This window comes from Streptomyces sp. NPDC096311, assembly GCF_044763085.1.
GTDB lineage: Bacteria > Actinomycetota > Actinomycetes > Streptomycetales > Streptomycetaceae > Streptomyces.
In genome coordinates this window covers 289,676-310,407 of sequence record NZ_JBIWFN010000014.1, presented here as the reverse complement: position 1 = coordinate 310,407, position 20,732 = coordinate 289,676, and the positions used below count along the sequence as shown (strand labels likewise).

Sequence of the window (20,732 nt, the reverse complement as noted above, 5' to 3'; positions counted from 1 at the left end):
GGGTGCAGTACACGTGTGCGCACACAGCGAAGGCCCGGATCCTGTGAGGATCCGGGCCTTCGCTTTTCAGTAGCGGGGACAGGATTTGAACCTGCGACCTCTGGGTTATGAGCCCAGCGAGCTACCGAGCTGCTCCACCCCGCGCCGTTGTGTTGCAACCGTACCACGGCGCGGAGGGGGCCTCTGACCAGCAGCGGAGGCTGCCTCTGACCAGCGGCTGAGCCAAGAACCGGACCAGCCGCCGACCGGCCCGACGGACCGGTCGGCGCCCTGGCCCGTACTGCCGCCCTAGGTCGTACCGCCGCTGGGACTGCCGCTGGGGCTCGGACTGCTGCTGCCACTCGGGCTCGGACTACTGCTCGGGCTGCTGCCCTTGTCGTTGCTCTTGCTGCTGCCGCTGCCACCGGTGGCGCTCTTGTCGGCCTTGGCCTGAGCGTCCTCGGCCCGCTTCAGCGCGTCCTGAAGATCCTTCTGCGCCTGCCCGTACGCCGTCCAGTCGCCCTTCTTGAGGGCGTCCTGGCCCTCGTCGAAGGCCTTCTGGGCGTCGGTGAGCGCCTGCTGGACCGTCGGGTTGCTCGACGTCGGCGGTGGGGTGGTCCCCGTGCCGGCCGGCGGACTGGTCGTACTGTCCGTCCCGAAGATCTTGTTGAGCGCCTGGTCGAGCGTGTCCTCGAAGGCGGTGTTGCCTCCGTAGGTCACCAACACCTTGCGCAACAAGGGGTACTTGAGGTCGCCACCGCGTACGTAGACGGGCTCCACGTAGAGCAGTCCTCCGTCGAGCGGAACCGTCAGCAGATTGCCGTACTCGACCTCCGAGTCCCCGCCCTTCAGAAGTCTGATCGACTCGGCGATGTCCTGTTGGGAGTTGAACTGGCTCTGGACCTGTTTGGGCCCGTCGACGGGTTCGCTGGTCGGCAGTTTCAGGATTCTGATCTTGCCGTAGTCGGGCGTGCCCGCCTCGGAGTCGACCGCCATGAACGCGCTGAGGTTGTCCCGGCCGTTGGGCGTGAAGGTCGTCGTCAGAGAGAACGCCTGCGCCGACTGGTCGGGCATCTTCATGCTCAGGTAGTACGGCGGCACCGCGTCGCCCGACTTGTTGGTCGGCTCGTCGGGGACCTGCCACACCTCGCTGCCGCTGAGGAACGTCTGCGCGTCCTTCACGTGGTAGCGGGTGAGCAGCTCGCGCTGGACCTTGAACAGGTCCTGCGGGTACCGCAGATGGTCCATGAGCGACTGCGAGATGGCCGTCTTCGGCTCCACCGTGTTCGGGAACGCCTTCATCCAGGTCTTGAGGACCGGGTCCTTGGTGTCCCACTGGTAGAGCTTGACCTCACCGGTGTACGCGTCGACGGTCGCCTTCACCGAGTTGCGGATGTAGTTGACCTGGTTCTGCTGGGCCACCACCGCGCGCTGGTTGTTGGTCGCGGTGAGCGAGTCCGCCGTCGTGTCACCGAGGGTGGTGCGGGAGGCGTACGGGTAGCCGTTGGTCGTGGTGTAGGCGTCGACGATCCACTGGATCTTGCCGTCGACCACGGCCGGGTAGGCGTCGCCGTCGATGGTCAGCCAGGGGGCCACCGCCTCGACGCGGTCCTTGGGGGTTCGGTTGTAGAGGATCCGGGAACCCTCGCCGATCGCACCCGAGTAGAGGATCTGCGGCTCGCCGAACGCCACGGCGTACGCGGCACGGTTGATCGGGCTGGAGAGGCTGACCCCGCTCTTGCCCTGGTAGCTGGTGGTCTTCTCACCGCTGTCGTCGGAGTAGTCGATCTCCTTCTGGGGACCGCCGACGATCGAGTACTGCGAGGTCTTCTCGCCGTAGTAGACCCGCTGCTCGTACGTCCCCAGGTCGCCGTTGGACGGCAGGTCGGACTCGGTGAAGACGGGCCGGCCACCGGAGGTCGCCGTGGTGCCCTTGGCGGCCACCACGCCGTATCCGTGCGTGTAGCGGAAGTGGTCGTTGATCCAGTTGTTCTTCGGAATGCCGTTCAGGTTCAGCTCGCGCAGCCCGATGACCGTGTCCTGGTCCTTGCCGTCCTTGCTGTACCGGTCGACGTCCAGGTTGGTCGGGAACGCGTAGTAGTTCTTCATCTGCTGCAACTGCTGGAACGTCGGCGAGACGATGTTCGGGTCCAGCAGACGGATGCTCGCCGTGGTGTCGGCGTCGTCGCGCTGCTTGGTCTTGTCCTTGGTGTCGCTCTTGCCCGCGTACTCCGAGACCTGGGTTCCGTCGATGCCGTAGGCCTCGCGGGTCGCCTTCAGGTTCTTCTCGACGTACGGCGCTTCCTTGGCCTGCTCGTTCGGCTGGACCTGGAACTTCTGCACGATGGCCGGGTAGAGACCGCCGATGAGGATCGCCGAGAGCACCATCAGGCCGAAGCCGATGACGGGCAGCTGCCAGGTGCGCCGCCACAGGGTGGCGAAGAACAGCAGCGCGCAGATGACGGCGATGCAGAACAGGATCGTCTTGGCGGGCAGATACGCGTTGGCGTCGACGTACCTGAGACCCGTCCAGTTGCCGGTCGCCTTGAAGTCGCTGGACTTCACGGCGAGTCCGTAGCGGTCGAGCCAGTAGGCGACCGCCTTCAGGGCGACGAAGATGCCCAGCAGCACCGACAGGTGCCCGGTCGCCGCGGCCGTGGCGCGCGCCCCCGGGGAGGTGATCCTGAGCCCTCCGTAGAGGTAGTGCGTGAGCGCGGCGGCGATCAGCGAGAGCACGGCGGCGGCGAAGCCGAAGCCGAGCAGGAACCGGTACCAGGGCAGGTCGAAGGCATAGAAGGAGACGTCGAGGTGGAACTGGGGGTCCTTCTGGTGGAAGGGGACCCCGTTCACCCACATCAGCCATGTACGCCACTGGCCCGACGCCGACGCGCCGGCGATCAGCCCCACCAGGGAGGTGATGCCGAGCAGCAGCCACCTCTTGTAGGGCGCGATCCCCATCCGATACCGGTCGAGGCTCTGCTGCTCCATCGACATCGCGCTCAGCGGCGGTCGCAGCCGATGTGCCAGCCAGATGTTCACGCCGACCGAGGCCGCCATGATCAGGCCGAAGACGAAGAACAGCCCGATCTTGGTCCACAGGGTCGTCGTGAAAACGGACGAGTAGTGAACCGACCGGTACCAGAGCCAGTCCGTCCAGAACCCCGCGAACATGACGAACGCCATGGCCAGCACGGCCAGCACGCCCAGTGTCATGAGCAGGGTCCGGACCCGCCGGGACGGTCGGCCCACTCTGATCCGTGGCCCCGTCGGGCCTCCGCCGCGGTCCGGCATCTGGAAAGCCAAGGTGCGCACCTCGAAGTTCGCTGTTGATCCGTCAGGTCCCCGTGAAGCGGACCATCCGTCAGGCTCCGTGATCGTGGAGCCTCATCTATGCAACTTACTCACGCTTTACTCGGTTCCCGGATCCGGGTACGAACGAGGCAGGATTGTGACCATGTCCAACACTCCCATGGCAGCGAGCCCGCTCACCCGGGCCGTACTCGAGATCGACGAGTACGCCTCCAGCCTCGGCTGGGACCAGCCCGCTCGCCTCTTCGCCCTCGTAGACACCGCGCGACTGCGGGCCCAGGAGCCCGGTCTCGCGGCCCAGCTCGGCCTCCAGGACGAGCCCGAGACCACCGGTCTCACCCCCATCGAGCAGGACGAGATCCCTGCCGACAAGCCGCTGGACGAGTTCCTCGGCACCATCGCCTGGCCCGACGCCGTGGTCGGCTGCGCGCTCACCGTGGAGCGGCTGATGCTGCCGCCGTCCGCGGAGGCCTCCGTCCCGGAGGGCCTGAGCGACAAGAAGCTCGCGAAGTGGGTCGCCGAGCACCCGGACCGCCAGGAGGTCCGTATGACGGTCGGCGTCCTGCGCGACGGCACCCGCGACTCAGCACTGCGTCTGCGCGAGAAGGACGCGCCGACCGAGGTCCTCACGGGCGCGGGCCTGGTGCCGGGCCTGGCGGAGGCGCTGTCGGCGACGTTCGCGGACTGACGTCCTGGTGTACGCGGATGGGGGCACCCCCGGACTTCCGGGGGCGCCCCATCACGCCGTACGGCCCATGTGTACCGCCGCCGGTCGGTCCCTCAGCCCTTGGTGGTGCACTTCGGCAGGTCGGCGGTCTTGCCGGAGCTGATGTCCTTCAGGGCGTTCATCGCGTCGTCGATGGTGTTGACCTTGACGAGGGTGAGCCCCTTGGGGGTGTCCTTGGCGGCGGCCGCGCAGTTGTCCTTGGGCGTCAGGAAGTACTGGGCGCCCTTCTCGCGCGCTCCGATCGTCTTCAACTCGATGCCGCCGATCGGACCGACGGTTCCGCTGTCGTCGATGGTGCCGGTGCCGGCCACGAACTTGCCGCCGGTGAGGTCGCCGGGGGTCAGCTTGTCCACGATGCCCAGCGCGAACATCAGCCCGGCGCTCGGACCGCCGACGTCGGCGAGCTTGATGTCGATGCTGAACGGGAACGTGTGATCGGTCCCGGCCGAGATGCCGACGATGGCGCGGGACGCGCCGCTGTCGCTGGACTTCGCCGTGGTGATGGTCACGTCCGTGGTCGCGGTGGCCGTCTTGCCCGCCTTCTCGGCGGCGGCCTGCTCCTTGGCGGGCACCACCGTGAAGACGACCTTCTCGCCGGGCTTGTGCTTCGTGACCAGCTTGGCGACGTCCTCGGGTGCCTTGACGGCCGTACCGTCGACGCTCTTGATCACGTCACCGGCGTGCAGCCGGCCCTCGGCCGGGGAGTCCTTGACGACGGTCGACACGATCACCCAGGACTTCACCGGGATGCCCAGCTCCTTCAGAGCGGCCACCTTGGCGCTCTCCTGGGACTGACTGAACTCCTCGGCGTTCTCCTGTGTCGACTGCTGCTCGGTCTTGCCGTCCGGGTAGAGGGTGTCGTGCGGCACGACCTTGTTGTCATGCGCGAGCCACCCGTACACGGCCTCTACGAGGTTCATGTTGTAGTCGGCGCTGGTGACCCGGACCGTGGTCATGTTCAGGTGCCCGGTGGCCTGGTACGTCTTGCGTCCGGAGATCTGCAGCACCGGCTCGCCGTCGTGCTCGCCCAGTGTGTTCACCGTCGGCCCCGGTGACATCTCCGAGTACGGCACTTTGATGAACACTCCCGCGCACAGGAGCGCGATCAGGATCAAGGTAGAGGCGAGCATCGTCGCGGTGCGGCGTGGCATGCCACGACAGTACGGGACGGTGCTGTCAGCACACTGTCGGGGCCGTCCGTACGGGGCCCGGGCGGCCTCTGCGGGGCCCTGGCCTCAGACCGCGTCGGGGTGCGGCTTCTCCCCGGCACCGGGCCGCACCATGACGGCCTCGGAGCGCTCCATGGCCGCGCGGAAGCGCGCGTACCCCTCGAGCTCGATGCCGTCTCCCACAGTCTTGCGGTTCCGGCTGGCCCAACTGCCCCACAGTCCGGCACCGATCGCAGCCAAAAGCGGAATCAGCAACCAGGCGAGCGACGCCATGCCGACCTCCCAACCCCACGAGCGACCGCAACTGACTGATCAGCAGATTAACCATCCGCCTTGTTAACGCTCATACCAGGGGGTCGGTTACGCAACCGCAGCAAGGGTGAGAACTCGGTGAGGCCGGACTCACACGTCCGGCCGACTCCCTCAACAGGCTCCGACCCACTCCTCCGTGCCGTCGGAGAACTTCTGGTGCTTCCAGATGGGCACCTCGTGCTTGAGGTCGTCGATCAGCTTGCGACACGCCTCGAAGGCCTCACCGCGGTGCGGACACGACACGGCGACGATCACCGCGAGATCACCGACGGCCAGGTCACCGACCCGGTGCACGGCGGCCAGCGCCCGCACCGGATACCCGGCGACCACCTTCTCGGCGATCCGCCGCATCTCGGTCTCCGCGCTGGGGTGACACGAATACCCCAGCCCGTCGACGTCGGCGCCCCCGTCGTGATTGCGCACGGTCCCCACGAAGAGCGCGGTCCCTCCGGCGGCGTCGTCCCCGACGGCCCGGAAGACCTCGTCCAAGGAGAGCGGCTCGTCCCGAATCGCCAAGAGCCGAATCGGATCCTGCGCCCCCAACTCACCCGGATGCTCAAAGGTAGGTGCCATGGCCCCATCGTGCCGCACCCCACGGCACCGACGAAATACGCCGTTCACCCCGCACACCCGCGTGACCTTTTGGAGCCTCCTACAGGGCGAACAAGCCAGCACCCCACCCACCCCGCCCCGTCCACCATCCGACGACGAGCCCCTTCAGCCCACAACCGGGGTCGGGGGCGAAGCCCCGGGGGCAGCGGGGGCAGCGGGGGCAGCGGGGGCACGAACCTGCCGAGATGCCGGGGGGGCACTCTCACCGGGGGTCCAGGGGCGCAGCCCCGCCAAGGTCCTGGGGCGGAGCCCCGCCGGGGGTCCAGGGGCGCAGCCCCGCCGGGGTCCAGGGGCGCAGCCCCGCCGGGGGTCCAGGGGCGCAGCCCCGCCGGGGTCCAGGGGCGCAGCCCCGCCGGGGGTCCAGGGGCGCAGCCCCGCCGGGGTCCAGGGGCGCAGCCCCGCCGGGGTCCAGGGGCGCAGCCCCGCCGGGGTCCAGGGGCGCAGCCCCGCCGGGGGTTCGGGGGATGGGACGGGTAGGGGCGGCGGGGGCGGAACACCGGCCCCCAGCCACGACGCACCCGCACCCGCACCCGCCCCCCAAAAAGACTCAGATCCGCCGCCGAGCCTTCCGAGCCCGCCGAACCAACGCGGCCGTACCCAGAAGAGCAACCGTCGCCCCCGCGGCCCCCGCCGCCGTCGCATCCTTCCGCCCCAGCCGCCGCCCAGCCACGGTGTGCCGCCCGGCAACCTCCTCCAGCAGCTCCGCGAGAACCTCCTCGTTGGTCCACTGCGGCCGCCACCCGGCGTCATGCATCCGGCTCCCACTCACCACCCAGGGGTACATCGTGTACGCCAGATCCCCGGCGGGCGAAGGAGTGAGCCCAATCCGGTGAAGTCGCGCGGCAGCCCCCAGCGCGACGGCGGACGGCAACTCCATCCGCCGAATCCCGCTGAGCTCCTCGACCTCCTCCTGCTCCAGCCACCCGTCGCACCCGACGGCCAGCTCCCCCTCCACCTTCTCCAGGACGGCGTACTCCAGAGCACTGCACAGATCCTCGACGTGGCAGAACTGCCAGGCAGGCCGCGACCCCGCCACCACAAGGAGTCGAGGAGACTCGAAGTACCTGGTCAGGGCGGTGTCGGTACCGCCACCGACCAGGACCCCCGGCCGTACGACGGTGACATTGAGCCCCGGATGCGCGCGCGGCGCCCGCCGGGCGAGCCGCTCGATCTCCAGCAGGTCCCCGACCCCCGTGGCCTCGGCGGTCGCCCGCAGTTCGGCGTCTTCGGAGAGGGGCAGTTCGTTGTCGGGCAGCGCTCCGTAGACCATCGCGGAGGTGCACAGCACGACCCGGTGCACCCCGGCCGCGGCGGCGGCCGTCAGCACGGTCTGCGTCCCCCGGACGTTGTACGCCGTGCGCGCCGCCGCGTCCGTCTCCAGGTCGAGGTCGAGCGCGAGATGCACCACGACGTCCGCGCCGCGCAGCTTCTCGGCGATCGCCGGGTCCCGCACGTCGAGGATCTGCCACTGGGCGCCCTCGCACTCGCCGCGACGCTCGTCGATGGCGATGACCTGCTTGATCTCCGCGCTGGCGGCGAGCCGCTCGGTCAGCATCGCGCCCACGCCGGACGCGGCGCCGGTGACCGCGACGACGGGCCCGCGCAAGGGCGGGCTGGTTGAGTGGTTTCGCGCTGCGCGAACCTGTGGATCTGGGGAACTCACCGGGCGTCTCCAGCGGTTGTCTTCAGTAACGGACACGCGTGACGCGTCCGTACCAGGTGGCATCCATCCTGCCGCAGGCCAAGAGTCGGCGAAGCACCGAGGCCCGATCGGGTTCGGGTGTCTACGCTGGGTGGTGTTGTCGGGCAGTCGCCGTCGGAACGAACCGGCGGCCTTACCAGCCGAGGAATCCCGTGAGTGACACCCCATTCGGATTCGGCCTTCCGCCGGAGGAGCCGGAGAACGGCGACGAGGGCAAGAAGAAGGACCAGCAGAGCGGCGGTGGACAGGGACCGTTCGGTTTCGGGCCGCCCGGAGCCGGCGGCCCCGGCGCCGACAATCCGCTCGCAGCGATGTTCGGTTCCATGAACCCCAACGATCTGGGTGCCGCGTTCCAGCAGCTGGGCCAGATGCTCTCGTACGAGGGCGGCCCGGTGAATTGGGACATGGCCAAGCAGATCGCCCGCCAGACGGTCGCCCAGGGCACTTCTGACGGCACCAAGGACGCGAGCGTCGGTCCCGCCGAGCGCACCGCGGTTCAGGATGCCGTACGCCTGGCCGATTTGTGGCTGGACGACGCGACGTCCCTGCCCTCCGGCGCCGCTTCCGCCGTGGCCTGGAGCCGCGCGGAGTGGGTCGAGGCGACCCTGCCGGTGTGGAAGGAGCTCGTCGACCCGGTCGCCGAGCGCGTCGGCGCGGCCATGGGCGATGTCCTGCCGGAGGAGATGCAGGCCATGGCGGGCCCGCTCATCGGCATGATGCGCTCCATGGGCGGCGCCATGTTCGGTACGCAGATCGGGCAGGCCGTCGGCGTGCTCGCGGGCGAGGTCGTCGGCTCCACCGACATCGGCCTGCCGCTCGGCCCGGCCGGCAAGGCCGCGCTGCTGCCGCTGAACATCGCGTCGTTCGGCAAGGACCTGGGCATCCCCCTGGAGGAGGTGCGGCTCTACCTCGCCCTGCGCGAGTCCGCCCACCAGCGTCTCTTCTCGCACGTGCCGTGGCTGCGCTCGCACCTGTTCGGCGCGGTCGAGGGTTACGCGCGCGGGATCAAGGTCGACACGGCCAAGCTGGAAGACGTGGTCGGCCAGCTCGACCCGCAGAACCCCGAGCAGCTGCAGGACGCCCTCCAGCAGGGCATGTTCCAGCCGGAGGACACGCCGGAGCAGAAGGCCGCGCTGGCCCGTCTGGAGACGGCGCTCGCGCTCGTGGAGGGCTGGGTGGACGCGGTCGTGCACGCGGCCGCGAAGCCGCGTCTTTCCTCCGCGGACGCGCTGCGCGAGACGCTGCGCCGACGCCGCGCCACGGGCGGTCCCGCCGAGCAGACGTTCGCCACGCTGATCGGCCTGGAGCTGCGCCCGCGCCGGCTGCGGGACGCCTCGCGCCTGTGGGCTTCGCTCACCGACGCGCGCGGTGTCGACGGCCGCGACGGCCTGTGGGCCCACCCGGACATGCTGCCGACCGCGTCCGACCTCGACGACCCGGACGGCTTCGTGCACCGTGAGCAGCTGGACTTCTCCGAACTCGACAAGATGCTCGGCGAGGCGGCGAGCGGCTCCGCCGAGAAGACGAACCTGAAGAAGGACGACGCTCTCGCGGACGACGACAAGGGCGACGACAAGGGTGACGGCACCGAGTGACCCTTCACGACGACGCCGTCCTCGTACTGAAGCAGTACGAGGACCAGGGAGAGCTGCGCCAGGTCTATCTGGACCATCTGTCCGAGCATCCGGACGGCATGTGGAAGGCGTGCACGGCGGGGCATGTCACGGCCAGCGCCCTGGTCATCGACCCGGTCGGCGGCCGCGTCCTGCTGACGCTGCACCGCAAGCTGCGGATGTGGCTGCAGATGGGCGGCCACTGCGAGCCGGGCGATCCGACGCTGGCGGCGGCCGCGCTGCGCGAGGCGACCGAGGAGTCGGGCATCGAGGGTCTGGTCCTGCTGCCGGGCGGCCCCGTGACCCTGGACCGGCACGCCATCCCGGCGCCGTGCAACTGGCATCTGGACGTCCAGTACGCCGCGCTCGCCCCGGCCGAGGCCGTGGCGGCGATCAGCGACGAGTCCCTGGATCTGCGCTGGTTCCTCTACGAGGAGGTCGCGGATGTGGCGGACGCCTCGGTCGTACGGCTCCTGGAAGCAACCCGCGAACGGCTCGCGGCCTGAGGCACGTGTCTCGCGGCCCCAGGGCACGTGTAAGGGGCGACCGCCATGGCGATCGCCCCTTACGTTCGTTTCCCGGACCGTCACCCGGTCAACTGACCGGCGGTCGATCAACCGACCTCGGGTACGGCCGATCAACCGACCATCGGCCGGTCAGCTCCAGACGTTGCCCTGGTTCTGCGCCCGGGCGCCCTGCTGCCCCATGCCGTACTGGGCGCGCAGCCCCTGGCCGATCACCGCGTTCTGCGGCGGCAGCAGTTCGCTGGGCTGGACGAGCGCGAAGCCCTGGCCCAGGAAGCTGAGCTCCCAGCCCTCACCGGTGTTGCCCCGCCGCCGCCACACCCCGGAGGAGTGCGTCTGGGCCTGCATCTGGACACGCAGGCCGGTGGACCAGGCGACGATCGCGTCGGCATCACAGTTGACGTACTTGTCCGGCGTGACCTGCATCATCAGCGGCATGCCCGAGGTCATCAGGGCGACCTTGCCACGGCCGGTGATGTTGAGCTGGTACTTGCCGGAGCCGGAGATGCCGTACTGGCTGTCCACGGCGATGACCTCGTGGTGCAGCGAGGAGTCCATCGCCAGGACGTAGCTGCTGTCGACGGTCAGCCCGTCCTGCTCCACATCGACCACGTGCACGTGCTGGGCGAGATTGGCCAGATAGACCGTTCCCTGCCCGTGGCACCGCATCAGGTCGAGGCCTTCACCGGTGTACGCACGTGCGCGGTGCTGGCTGTTGTTCTGGTACTCGGCGTCGAACTCCACAAGCCCCTGGTACGCGACCATGGTGCCCTTGCGAGCCAGGATGTCGTCGTGCCCCTCCATGACGACTCGCAGCATCTGCGAGTTCTGGAGGCTGTAGCGCTCCTGGGTCTGCTGCTCGTTGTAGCCGAAAAGCGGGCTCTGCATGATGTGGTGCTCCCCCTCAGCCCCGGATCCGGAGGCGGTCGGTGCTGTCCTCGCTGGGCTGGACGACGACGATGCCCTGTCCGGAGAACGCCATCTGGTACGCCTCGCCGCTGCCGCGTCCGATCAGCGACTGCGCCTTGAAGCTGCGCTTGCCCTTCACCTTGAGGTTCGGGGACCAGGCGACGAGCGCGTCCGGGTCGACGTACGTCTCGTCCTCACCGCCGCCGCAGTCGACCACGATCGGATTGCCGCGCGAGGTCAGCGCGACCCAGCCCTGACCGGAGATCTTGGTGTTCCACAGGCCCTGTCCGGCGAACTTGGCGAGCCCCTTCACCCGCTCGACGCCCCACTGGAGATGGGCGTCGAAGGCGAGCAGGTTGGTGGCGTTGACGGAGATCGCGTCCCCGTTGAGGTTGATGACGACGACGTTCGCCCCGTAGTCGGCCAGGTAGAGCAGGCCGTCGCCGGTGCACTTCATGAGGGGCGCGCCCTCACCGGTCATCCAGTCCCGCGCGATCTGGCGTACGGCGGGCGGGTTGGGCTCGTACTGGACGAACCCTTCGTAGGCGACCATCGAGCCCACGCGCGCGAAGAGGTCGTTTCCGGTCTGCATGGCGACCTTGAGCATGTGGTTGCCGTGGTTCTCCATGCGGGCGGTGACAGGTGCCGGGGCGAAGCCCGCGAGTGGCTGGTTCATGACGGACTCCCTCAGACCTCGTACGGCTGGACGACGATGAAATTGCCGGGCGCGCCGCGGAACTGGAGGTTCACGCTCTCCCCGGTGTCGCCGGGGTAGGCGTTGCGGCGCATCCGCACCTGGCTGGAGACGATCACCTGGGAGGCCGCGGACCAGGCGACGACGGCGTTGCAGTCGGCGAAGGTCGTCGGCGTCACGGGCAGCACGACGGGAGCGCCGTGCGTCTTCACGACGATCGTTCCGGTCCCCTGGAACTGCATGGTGAACAGCGCGCCTCCGGGGATGCCATGCCCCTCGATACGCCGGACCTCGTGCTGGAGGGACTCGTCGAAGGCGAGCACGCTCTCCGCGGAGACGCAGATCGCGTCACCCTGGAGTTCGATGGGATGCACGTGGGTGGCGTTCTCGGCGAGGAATACCTGCCCCTGGCCGGTACAGCGCATGAGCTGCATCTCCTGGCCGGTCGCGTTGCCCACGATCCGCCCGGCGAAGCCGGCGCCCTTGTAGCTGAAGTCGACCTTGCCCTGGTAGAGCACCATGCTGCCCTGGCGGGCCAGCACGGGCTGGCCGCCGATACCGAGGTCGACGCGGATGAGCTTCTTGTTCTGCTGGGTCCACCGCTGACCGGTGGGCGTCTCCTTGTAGGCCCCCAGCGCTGCCGCCACACCGGCACCGCCCTGCGGGGCGCCCTGCGGAACGCCGTACGGGGACGGCGCGCCGGGCTGGCCCGGCGCCTGGCCCGGAACCTGGCCGTACGGCGGCTGCTGGCCGTAGCCCGGAGGCGCCGTCGGGGCCTGCTGCCCGTAGCCGGGGGGCGCGGGCGGTGCCTGCTGGCCGTAACCGGGCGGCATGGGAGCCGTCTGACCAGGAGGCTGCTGTCCGTAGCCCGGCGGCGGTCCGGGCGGGCCGGGCGGGCGGATGTACGGAGCGGGGCCCGGCGGCGGCACGGTGCCGCCCGGCGGGGTGTGCAGCGGAGCGATGATGGTCGGCGCGGCGTGCACCGAGGGCGCCGGGGCGGGCGACGGCGTGAACCCCTGCGCGGCGGGCGCCGGCGCGGGAGCCGGAGCCGGGGCACCGAACGCGGGGGGTGCGGTGGCCTGGGCGGGCGGAGCGAAGGACGGCGCGGCAGTGGCCTGCGGCTCCTGCGCGACGGGCTGCTCGTCGGCGACCTCACCACCGAAGTTCTTCAGCAGCGCGTCGAGTCCGCCGTCGAAGCCCTGCCCCACGGCGGCGAACCGCCAGACGTCCTTCAGGTAGAAGTCGCCCAGCATCACGGCACGCTCGGTGGAGAACTCCGCGCCACTGAACGAGTACCGGGCCACCTCCTCGCCGCCCGCGACAACACGGAGGTATCCGGGGGCGATCTGCGACATCTGTCCGGCGCCGTCGATCGTCGCCGTGAACGACAGCTTCTGGATCTGCGCCGGGATCCGGTCGAGCGTGACGCGGAAGGACTCCGTGTCACCCGACTGGGCGCCGAGGAGCTGGATGGATTCTTCGGGGGTCTTCGGCTGGTTGAAGAAGACGAAGTACCGGTCGTCCGAAAGCCTTTCGTCGGCGTCCAGACCGAAGCAGCTGATGTCGAAGGTCAGTCCGGGACCGGTGATCTGCACACCTACGTACAGATCCGTGCCCGCGGTGAGGTCACTGATCCTGGCCTTGTGGCCGCGTTGGAATTCCCTGGCCATGCGTAACGACCGTCCCCCATCCCGTGTGCGATTGCGTCGCGTCAGGCTAACGGGAAACTCTGGGAGTGAACGCCGCCGGTACAGACCCGGTACACAATCACCCCCGGGCGGGGACGGTCCGCCGCCGCCCGCGCCCGCTACTCGTCGCTCGCCACGGGCAGATGCGGCAGCCGTTCGGCCGCGACCACCCCTTCGAGATAGCCGCGGGCACGCTCCGTACGCGGATACGCCTCCAGCAGCCGCCAGAAGCGGGGCCCGTGACCGGGCACCAGAAGGTGCGCGAGTTCGTGGACGAGGACGTAGTCGACGACATACTCGGGCATGCCCTGCAGGCGATGCGAAAGACGGATACTGCCCTCAGCCGGGGTGCAGGACCCCCAGCGCGTGTTCTGATTGGTGACCCAGCGGACCGAGGCGGGGCGGGCCCGGCCGTCGAAGTACTGCTCCGACAGCCGCGCGGCGCGCTCGGTCAGCTCGGCGTCGCCGAGCACCCGTTTGCTCTCCTGGGCGGCCAGCTTGTCGAGCATGACGGTGACCCAGCGCTGTTCCTCCGCCTCGGACATCCGGGCGGGGATGAGCACGACGGTGCGATCGCCCTCGCGGTACGCGGAGACCGTTCTGCGCCGGCGCGCGCTCCTGCGAACCTCGATCGCGCTCGCCCCCGAGCCGCTTGGCGGCAGGCTCGTCGTGCTGCGCTGTGGCTTTCCGGCGCGGTGCAGTGGGTCGGCGGGCACGCCCCGACGTTACCCGCTGCACATGGGGGAAGTCCCGTCCCCTGGACGGTTCGATGCCGATCCGCACACCGCGCGCTTGATTTATACGACGAACACCACCGCCTGTGGACAACTTTCGGCACGGTTCGGCCGGGCGGGGCATGCTGGCATTCGATCGGCGGGCCCGGGACGGACCCCGCCGACACACGGGGATGTTCTACGGGTACGGGGGTCGGTCATGCATCCGATGGTGAAGCCCGCGCTGCGGCGCGGCTGGCGGGATCTCAACACGGTGCAGTTCGGGATGGCGCCCGCGCACGCGATGGTGCTGGGCCCGGTGGACACGGCGACAGGCAGCTTTCTCGACCTGCTCAACGGAACACGCGGGCTGCCGCTCCTTCGCGACCTGGGTCGCGCGATGGGCCTGCCCGACGGTCATGTCGACGCACTTGTGGAGCGGCTGGCCCGTTCGGGTCTGCTGGACGACGCGACGGGCGGCGGCCGGGCCGCGGACGCCCTGCGCGAGAAGAAGGCGGTCCTGGACCGGCTCCGCCCCGACCTCGCGTCCCTGTCCCTCGTCGCCCGCGCGCCGGGCGACGCCCTGAAGCATCTGGCCGCCCGTCGCTCCCTGCGGGTGCAGGTGAGGGGCGCCGGCCGGGTAGGAGTCGTCCTGGCCTCCCTCCTGGCCGGCGCCGGTGTCGGCCAGGTCGAGGTGCGCGACATCGGCAGCGTCGAACCCTGGGACGTGGCACCGGGCGGACTGCCCTCGGCGTCCATCGGCGAGCGCCGGGAGGAAGCCGCCCGGCGCGCGGTGCGCCGAGCGGCACCGGATCGGCCACCACGGCCCGCTGCCGAAGGCGAGGAGCTCGGTCTCTCCCTGGTGATCCTCGCGCCCCGGGACGGCCTGGCGGTGCACGCCCCCGATCCCGCCGTCGCCGAGCCCCTGATCACCTCCGGCACCCCCCATCTCTACGCGGGGGTCGTGGAGGGAACGGGTGTCGTCGGCCCCTTGGTGCTGCCCGGCGACACCGGCTGCGCGGGCTGCCTGGATCAGCAGCGCGTCGACCGGGACCCGACCTGGCCACGCCTGATCGCCCAGTGGCGCTCCGGCGCCTCGCACCAGGTCCCGGCCTGCGACCTCGCGCTGGCGACCGGGGTCGCCGGACTCGCGGCGGGACACGCCCTCACCTTCCTCGACGGACGGCTGCCCTCCAGCGCCGGAGCACGCTGGGAGTCCTCCGTGCCGGGCTTCGACTGGCATGCGAAGCCGGTGTGGTCCCATCCCGCATGCCCGTGCGGCGCGGCGGAGAAAAGTAAGAAGGGGGAGCGCGCCGCCGAGGACGGGCAGCCGCACGAGACAATGGCGGGGCAACAGCCGCACGCGGCACGGCTGTCTGGGACTTGGAGGGCGCATGTCTGATCTTCCCCGGAAGGCAGTCACCCGAACTGCCAAACTCGCCGCACTACCGCTCGGCTTCGCCGGGCGAGCGACCTGGGGGCTGGGCAAGAGGATCGGCGGGAAGTCCGCGGAGATCGTCGGCCGCGAGCTGCAGCAGCGCACGGCGGAGCAGCTCTTCAAGGTCCTCGGCGAGTTGAAGGGGGGTGCCATGAAGTTCGGACAAGCCCTGTCCGTCTTCGAGTCGGCGCTGCCCGAGGAGGTCGCGGGACCCTATCGCGCGGCGCTGACGAAGCTCCAGGAGGCGGCGCCGCCGATGCCGACGCGCACGGTGCACTCCGTTCTGCGGGAGCGCCTCGGCGAGGACTGGTCCGAGCTGTTCCAGAAGTTCGAGGACAAGCCGTCCGCGGCGGCCTCGATCGGCCAGGTGCACCGGGCGGTGTGGCACGACGGACGCGAGGTCGCCGTCAAGGTGCAGTACCCGGGTGCAGGCGAGGCCCTGCTGTCCGACCTGACCCAGCTCAGCCGATTCGCCAGGCTCCTGGGTCCTCTGATCCCCGGCATGGACATCAAGCCGCTGATCGCGGAGCTGCGCGACCGGGTGTCCGAGGAACTCGACTACGCGCTGGAGGCAGAGGCCCAGGAGACGCATGCCACGGAGTTCGCGGGCGATCCGGACGTGCTCGTCCCGGCGGTGGTCCACCAGTGCGACCAAGTCCTGGTGACCGAGTGGATCGACGGGATACCGCTGTCGGAGGTGATCGCCGAGGGCACCCAGGAGCAGCGGGACCGCGCGGGCCAGTTGCTGGCCCGGTTCCTCTTCTCGGGTCCCGCCCGTACCGGACTGCTGCACGCCGATCCGCACCCGGGCAACTTCCGCCTCCTGCCGGACGAGAAGACCGGCTGGCGGCTGGGCGTCCTGGACTTCGGCACGGTCGACCGTCTTCCCGGCGGTCTGCCCTCGACGATCGGCTACTCCCTCCGGATGACTCTCGAGGACGAGGCCGAAGCGGTCTACGAGCTGCTGCGTGAGGAGGGCTTCGTCAAGGAGTCCATAGAGCTCGAACCCGACGCGGTCCTGGACTATCTCCTGCCGATCATCGAACCGGCCCAGGCCGACGAGTTCACGTTCACCCGCGGCTGGATGCGCAGTCAGGCCGCCCGCATCGCCGACCCCCGCTCCCCCGCACACCAGTTGGGCAGGCTCCTCAACCTGCCGCCGTCGTATCTCCTGATACATCGTGTGACTTTGAGCACTATCGGAGTCCTGTGTCAGCTGGGCGCGACGGTGCGGCTGCGCGACGAACTGGAGGAGTGGCTGCCGGGGTTCGTACCGGGAGAGGACCCGACGGCGGAGCTGCTGGACGAGGAGGGATCCGCGGCCGGAGCATGACTCGGGCCGCCTTCGGCCCCCGGGCTCGGCCTACCACCAGGCCGAGTCCAGCCGCCCCTCGATCGCCCTGAGGTTGCTGCGGGCGCAGTTGTCGCAGAAGTAGTGGCGGGTGCCGTTCTCCATGGAGCAGGTCCACGTCAGCGGAGGGCCGTCGGCCGGGGTGCCGCAGCGGGCGCACACGATGTGCCGGGCCTCGGCCGTATCGGGCCGCGGCATGGAGCCGGTGCTGTCACTGTCCCCGGGAAGACTCGTCACTCGGCGACGATAACGCCGTGATCGGCGGTTCGCCCGGCACAACGCACCGCGGGGGCCGGTCCGTTCGGACCGACCCCCGCGAGGAACTGCTTACTGGTACTGCAGCGACTGCCTTCGGCTAGTGCATGACCGCCATGGCCAGCGCGCGCCGGGCGCGCATGGAGGCGCGCTCGGCCCGACGCTGCATCCGACGGGCGGAGGCCAGGCGCACGGCCAGGCGTTCCCGCTCGGCCTCGTGCAGTCGCTCGTGCATATGCGCACGAGCCAGGGCTTCTGGGATGAGTTGCATCTCGCGGGTCCTGTTCTGACGCGAGTCGTTCGCGCCGGTGGTGGTGAAGTCTGGGATGGCGGAGCCTGCGGGCTCGCTGGTGGACGGCTTCATCGGGGCCTGTTTCTTGGGGTCGTGCGTCAGGGGGCGATCGATCGTTCCTACGGTGTTCATGCCGCAACCGGGTTCTTGCGCGGGCGGCCACGCGGCCGCTTGCGGGCCACGACAACACCCTGGACGAAGAGCTCGCCGCCCCAGACACCCCAGGGCTCGCGCCGCTCCTTGGCACCGGCGAGGCAAGCCTCGATCAGCGGGCAGGTGCGGCAGAGGGACTTGGCGTACTCGACGTCGGCCGGCGACTCGGCGAAGAAGACCTCCGGGTCGTAGGAGCGGCAGGGGACGGGTACGCCGAGGTTCTCGATGGCGTCGTCGAGCGCGGTGAGCGCAGTGAGCGGGATCAAGGTGGAGTCCTCCGTGAGGCCGGGCGGGGGGATCGTTTCGGAAGGCGGTACGGACGGGGCGTGCGCTTCGAGTTGCACGGTTGGTCTTCCTCGTCTGGTCGTGCCGGCCGGGTGGGCCGGTTGGCGGCTGGTACCGGGTTCTTTTCTTGTCCCGAGGCCCCTTCGCTCTGCCGTCCCCGGTCGGGGACAAACAGAAGGGCCGCGGATCCCGGATGGGGTTCCGCGGCCCTGAAGGCGCCGGCCTGATCGAAGATCAGGCTGGATCACTCCAGGGTTCAGGCCCACGGAAGGCCCACATCGTGTGGTGCTGCTTCGTCTGCTTCAGGGATCCGGCACCGGCTGCCGCAAAGGCATAGGCCTGGGCCTCTGCCACTACTGCCGCTTCCAGTGCCTTCATCGGTCGCTCATTGCGCTCACGGATGGGAAGAACCGCGAGAGACAGAGGGGAGGCCGGCCGGACGGCAGCGATGCCGGACAGACCGGTACCCAGGTTCGAGACGCCGAGCAGGCACGTGGAGACGACCGAGGGATCGGTCATTTTGGCGGTGCTGATGGAGCTGATGTTGATGCTGATCACTGGAATCGCCTCCTCTCGGCGTCTTGGGGGACTGGGGTGAGCCAGTCCGACGGCTATTAAGTACAGCACGGAACCAGGGCCTCGGAGAAGGCCGCTGCTGCCGTGGTTAAGAACCTATGGGGATTGCTGGGGCATGCGCAAACTATTTTTTCGACGAGTTTGCATCAGTCGCCCTCGCCGCCCTCCGGGGGCTCTTGACCAGCGCAGATGGCCAGAACATCGGCCCCGAACCGGTTGAACTTGCGCACGCCGACCCCGGGGATCCGCGCCAACTCGCCCTCGTCGTCCGGCGCGGCCTCGGCGATCGCCATAAGTGTCTTGTCGGTGAAGACGCAGAACGCGGGCTGCCCACTGCGCTGCGCCTGTACCGCCCGCCACTCCCGCAGCCGCTCGTAGAGGCCTTCGTCCATGTCGGAAGGGCAGTCCTCACAACGCATCAGTTTCATCTCGCCGGCGTCGGTCAGCGTGCGCCCGCAGACCCGGCAGCGGGCCGGGGTCCGGCTCGTCCGCCGTACGACCGTGCCTCCGCTGCTTCCGATGCCGCGCTCGATGCCTCCTGGACCGCCGCCGGCGCTGCGGCCAGCGGTGGCGACGGAGCCGGGGCGCAGCCCGTCGAGGAAGCGGCTGGGCCGACGGTTGGGTCTGCCGCCGGGTGAGCGGGACAGGGCCCAGGAGACGAGGAGGTGTTCTCTGGCGCGGGTGACTCCGACGTAGAGGAGTCGGCGTTCTTCCTCGATCTGCTCGTCGGTCTTTGCGTAGGTGATCGGCATCATGCCCTCCGCGACGCCGACCAGGAAGACGACGTCCCACTCCAGTCCCTTGGCGGAGTGCAGGGAGGCGAGGGTGACGCCCTGGACGGTCGGGGCGTGCTGGGCGCTCGCGCGCTCGTCGAGCTCGGCCACGAGGTCACCGAGGGTGGCGCCCTGTTTGGCGGCGGCGAAGTCCACGGCGAGATGGACGAGGGCGGCCAGTGACTCCCAGCGCTCTCTGACGGCGCCGGATCCGGCCGGGGGTTGGCTGGTCCAGCCCTCGCCGGAGAGCACCGCCCGGACCTGGGAGGGCAGGCCGACGGCGTCGTCGAGGAGGGAGTCGTTGGCGCCGAAGCGGGCGGCCGCGCGCAGGGCGGCGCCTGCTTTGCGCACCTCAGGGCGGTCGAAGAACCGCTCGGCGCCGCGCAGTTGGTAGGGCACTCCGGCGTCGGCGAGGGCCTGTTCGTAGATCTCGGACTGGGAGTTCGTGCGGAAGAGGATGGCGATCTCGCCCGCGGGGATGCCGGAGGCGATGAGGTCGCGGATGCGGCGGGCGGCACCCTCGGCCTCGGCGGGTTCGTCTGTGTATTCGGCGTAGACGGGCTCGGGGCCCGGGGCACGCTGGGAGATCAGTTCCAGGCGGTGGTCGGCGGCCCGGCCGCGGGCCTGGGAGAGCAGGCCGTTGGCGAGGTGCACCACTTGGGGTGAGGAGCGGTAGTCGCGGACGAGCTTGACGACGGTGGCTCCGGGGTGGCGGGTGCGGAAGTCGAGCAGGTGGTCGGGAGTTGCACCGGTGAACGAATAGATCGTCTGGCTGGCGTCGCCGACGACGCAGAGGCTGTCGCGCTCGCCGAGCCACAGTTCCAGGAGTCGCTGCTGGAGGGGGCTGACGTCCTGGTACTCGTCGACCACGAAGTGCTGGTACTGGGAGCGGACCTGCTCGGCGATGTCGTGACGGTCCTGGAGGATCGCGACGGTCAGCAGCAGGACGTCCTCGAAGTCGATGACGGCGCGGTCGCGCTTGAGGTCCTCGTACGTGGCGTAGAGCTGGGCGATCTCGGCCGGGTCGCGGGGCGAGAGACGGCCGGTCTTGGCCGCGACGGCCGCGTAGTCGGCCGGTACGGTCTGGGTGACCTTGGACCATTCGATCTCGGCTGTGACATCGCGCAGCTCGCCCCGGTCGAGGCGGATGCGGCAGGCGGCTGCCGCGTCGGCGACGAGCTGGATCTTGCGGTCGATGAGCCGGGGCAGGCCGCCACCGACCGCTTTCGGCCAGAAGTACTGGAGTTGGCGCAGCGCGGCGGAGTGGAACGTACGGGCCTGGACACCACCAGCGCCCAGCTGGCGGAGCCGGCCGCGCATCTCGCCCGCGGCCCTGTTGGTGAAGGTGACGGCGAGCACACTGGAGGGCTGGAGGATCCCGGCACGCACCCCGTAGGCGATGCGGTGGGTGATCGCTCGTGTCTTGCCCGTGCCGGCGCCTGCCAGCACGCACACCGGACCGTGCAGGGCGGTGGCGACCTCGCGCTGCTCGGGGTCGAGCCCGTCGAGCACCGCGTCGGCCGTGTCCGGTGCCTGCGGGAAGAGGGTGGAGTGCGTTGCTGCTGTCACCCCGCCATGCTGCCAGGTCCGCGGAGACGCATGAGCCGGTTGTCCACAGGGAGGCCCTCGCAGTCGTACTAATGCGGCAGGCGCTGGGC

General features: G+C 69.7%; 19 protein-coding genes and 1 tRNA gene. 5 read left to right on the top strand and 15 right to left on the bottom strand.

Going from position 1 to position 20,732, the window contains the following annotated elements; genetic code table 11:
- Nucleotides 1-70: 70 nt before the first annotated feature.
- Together ACIRA5_RS33320 and ACIRA5_RS33315 are read right to left on the bottom strand one after the other, a co-directional pair.
- A tRNA-Met gene (locus ACIRA5_RS33320) sits at nucleotides 71-144 on the bottom strand.
- A gap of 144 nt (nucleotides 145-288) precedes the next feature.
- Nucleotides 289-3,270, bottom strand: a complete 2,982-nt coding sequence (locus ACIRA5_RS33315) for a UPF0182 family protein (RefSeq protein ID WP_403697246.1) — start codon at nucleotides 3,268-3,270, stop codon at nucleotides 289-291.
- A 163-nt stretch (nucleotides 3,271-3,433) separates the two neighbouring features.
- Here ACIRA5_RS33315 and ACIRA5_RS33310 point away from each other — a divergent pair, with 163 nt between their 5' ends.
- Nucleotides 3,434-3,976, top strand: coding sequence for a PPA1309 family protein (locus tag ACIRA5_RS33310; protein ID WP_403697147.1), 543 nt, complete (start codon nucleotides 3,434-3,436; stop codon nucleotides 3,974-3,976).
- Between the two features lie 92 nt (nucleotides 3,977-4,068).
- Here ACIRA5_RS33310 and ACIRA5_RS33305 read toward each other — a convergent pair whose 3' ends face one another.
- From ACIRA5_RS33305 to ACIRA5_RS33290, 4 genes are all read right to left on the bottom strand, one after another.
- A complete protein-coding gene (locus ACIRA5_RS33305; RefSeq protein WP_403697144.1) occupies nucleotides 4,069-5,166 on the bottom strand; it encodes a PDZ domain-containing protein in 1,098 nt (365 codons plus the stop codon).
- 84 nt (nucleotides 5,167-5,250) lie between these two features.
- Nucleotides 5,251-5,457 (bottom strand): hypothetical protein, encoded by a 207-nt coding sequence (locus ACIRA5_RS33300; RefSeq protein WP_403697258.1) that lies wholly within the window; start codon nucleotides 5,455-5,457, stop codon nucleotides 5,251-5,253.
- Between the two features lie 150 nt (nucleotides 5,458-5,607).
- Nucleotides 5,608-6,069 carry a molybdenum cofactor biosynthesis protein MoaE gene (locus tag ACIRA5_RS33295; RefSeq protein ID WP_403697142.1) on the bottom strand — a complete coding sequence of 154 codons (462 nt, stop codon included), beginning with the start codon at nucleotides 6,067-6,069 and terminating at the stop codon, nucleotides 5,608-5,610.
- Nucleotides 6,070-6,655: 586 nt separating this feature from the next.
- Nucleotides 6,656-7,771 carry an SDR family oxidoreductase gene (locus ACIRA5_RS33290; RefSeq protein ID WP_403697139.1) on the bottom strand — a complete coding sequence of 372 codons (1,116 nt, stop codon included), beginning with the start codon at nucleotides 7,769-7,771 and terminating at the stop codon, nucleotides 6,656-6,658.
- Nucleotides 7,772-7,962: 191 nt separating this feature from the next.
- On the opposite strand from ACIRA5_RS33290, the gene ACIRA5_RS33285 reads away from it, so the two are divergent.
- The gene (locus ACIRA5_RS33285; RefSeq protein ID WP_403697137.1) at nucleotides 7,963-9,405 is read left to right on the top strand and encodes a zinc-dependent metalloprotease; all 1,443 of its coding nucleotides are present in this window, start codon (nucleotides 7,963-7,965) and stop codon (nucleotides 9,403-9,405) included.
- Nucleotides 9,402-9,929: an NUDIX hydrolase gene (locus tag ACIRA5_RS33280; protein ID WP_403697134.1), complete on the top strand. Its 528-nt coding sequence runs from the start codon at nucleotides 9,402-9,404 to the stop codon at nucleotides 9,927-9,929. The genes ACIRA5_RS33285 and ACIRA5_RS33280 overlap by 4 nt, the downstream gene beginning before the upstream one ends.
- A 150-nt stretch (nucleotides 9,930-10,079) precedes the next feature.
- Here the strand turns inward: ACIRA5_RS33280 and ACIRA5_RS33275 are convergent, their stop codons facing one another.
- From ACIRA5_RS33275 to ACIRA5_RS33260, 4 genes are all read right to left on the bottom strand, one after another.
- On the bottom strand, nucleotides 10,080-10,835 hold the full coding sequence (locus tag ACIRA5_RS33275) for an AIM24 family protein (protein ID WP_060900241.1): 756 nt from the start codon (nucleotides 10,833-10,835) through the stop codon (nucleotides 10,080-10,082).
- A gap of 16 nt (nucleotides 10,836-10,851) precedes the next feature.
- A complete protein-coding gene (locus tag ACIRA5_RS33270; RefSeq protein ID WP_403697131.1) occupies nucleotides 10,852-11,532 on the bottom strand; it encodes an AIM24 family protein in 681 nt (226 codons plus the stop codon).
- Between the two features lie 11 nt (nucleotides 11,533-11,543).
- Entirely contained in the window at nucleotides 11,544-13,220 is a 1,677-nt protein-coding gene (locus ACIRA5_RS33265) for a TerD family protein (RefSeq protein ID WP_403697129.1), read from the bottom strand.
- Nucleotides 13,221-13,357: 137 nt separating this feature from the next.
- Complete coding sequence (locus ACIRA5_RS33260; protein WP_352045935.1) at nucleotides 13,358-13,954, bottom strand: M48 family metallopeptidase; 597 nt, start codon at nucleotides 13,952-13,954, stop codon at nucleotides 13,358-13,360.
- Between the two features lie 217 nt (nucleotides 13,955-14,171).
- On the opposite strand from ACIRA5_RS33260, the gene ACIRA5_RS33255 reads away from it, so the two are divergent.
- Together ACIRA5_RS33255 and ACIRA5_RS33250 are read left to right on the top strand one after the other, a co-directional pair.
- On the top strand, nucleotides 14,172-15,353 hold the full coding sequence (locus ACIRA5_RS33255; protein WP_352045934.1) for a TOMM precursor leader peptide-binding protein: 1,182 nt from the start codon (nucleotides 14,172-14,174) through the stop codon (nucleotides 15,351-15,353).
- Complete coding sequence (locus ACIRA5_RS33250; protein WP_403697123.1) at nucleotides 15,346-16,722, top strand: ABC1 kinase family protein; 1,377 nt, start codon at nucleotides 15,346-15,348, stop codon at nucleotides 16,720-16,722. Before ACIRA5_RS33255 ends, ACIRA5_RS33250 begins: the two co-directional genes overlap by 8 nt.
- A gap of 30 nt (nucleotides 16,723-16,752) precedes the next feature.
- On the opposite strand, the gene ACIRA5_RS33245 is transcribed toward ACIRA5_RS33250, so the two are convergent.
- The 5 genes from ACIRA5_RS33245 to ACIRA5_RS33225 all read right to left on the bottom strand — a co-directional run bounded on the left by ACIRA5_RS33245 (nucleotide 16,753) and on the right by ACIRA5_RS33225 (nucleotide 20,643).
- Nucleotides 16,753-16,977: a hypothetical protein gene (locus tag ACIRA5_RS33245; RefSeq protein WP_129592095.1), complete on the bottom strand. Its 225-nt coding sequence runs from the start codon at nucleotides 16,975-16,977 to the stop codon at nucleotides 16,753-16,755.
- A gap of 118 nt (nucleotides 16,978-17,095) precedes the next feature.
- Nucleotides 17,096-17,419, bottom strand: a complete 324-nt coding sequence (locus ACIRA5_RS33240; RefSeq protein ID WP_054228177.1) for a hypothetical protein — start codon at nucleotides 17,417-17,419, stop codon at nucleotides 17,096-17,098.
- A complete protein-coding gene (locus ACIRA5_RS33235) occupies nucleotides 17,416-17,784 on the bottom strand; it encodes a WhiB family transcriptional regulator (protein ID WP_054228178.1) in 369 nt (122 codons plus the stop codon). Before ACIRA5_RS33235 ends, ACIRA5_RS33240 begins: the two co-directional genes overlap by 4 nt.
- 175 nt (nucleotides 17,785-17,959) lie before the next feature.
- Nucleotides 17,960-18,283 carry a hypothetical protein gene (locus ACIRA5_RS33230; protein ID WP_403697118.1) on the bottom strand — a complete coding sequence of 108 codons (324 nt, stop codon included), beginning with the start codon at nucleotides 18,281-18,283 and terminating at the stop codon, nucleotides 17,960-17,962.
- Between the two features lie 164 nt (nucleotides 18,284-18,447).
- Nucleotides 18,448-20,643: an ATP-dependent DNA helicase UvrD2 gene (locus ACIRA5_RS33225; protein WP_403697115.1), complete on the bottom strand. Its 2,196-nt coding sequence runs from the start codon at nucleotides 20,641-20,643 to the stop codon at nucleotides 18,448-18,450.
- Nucleotides 20,644-20,732: the final 89 nt, after the last annotated feature.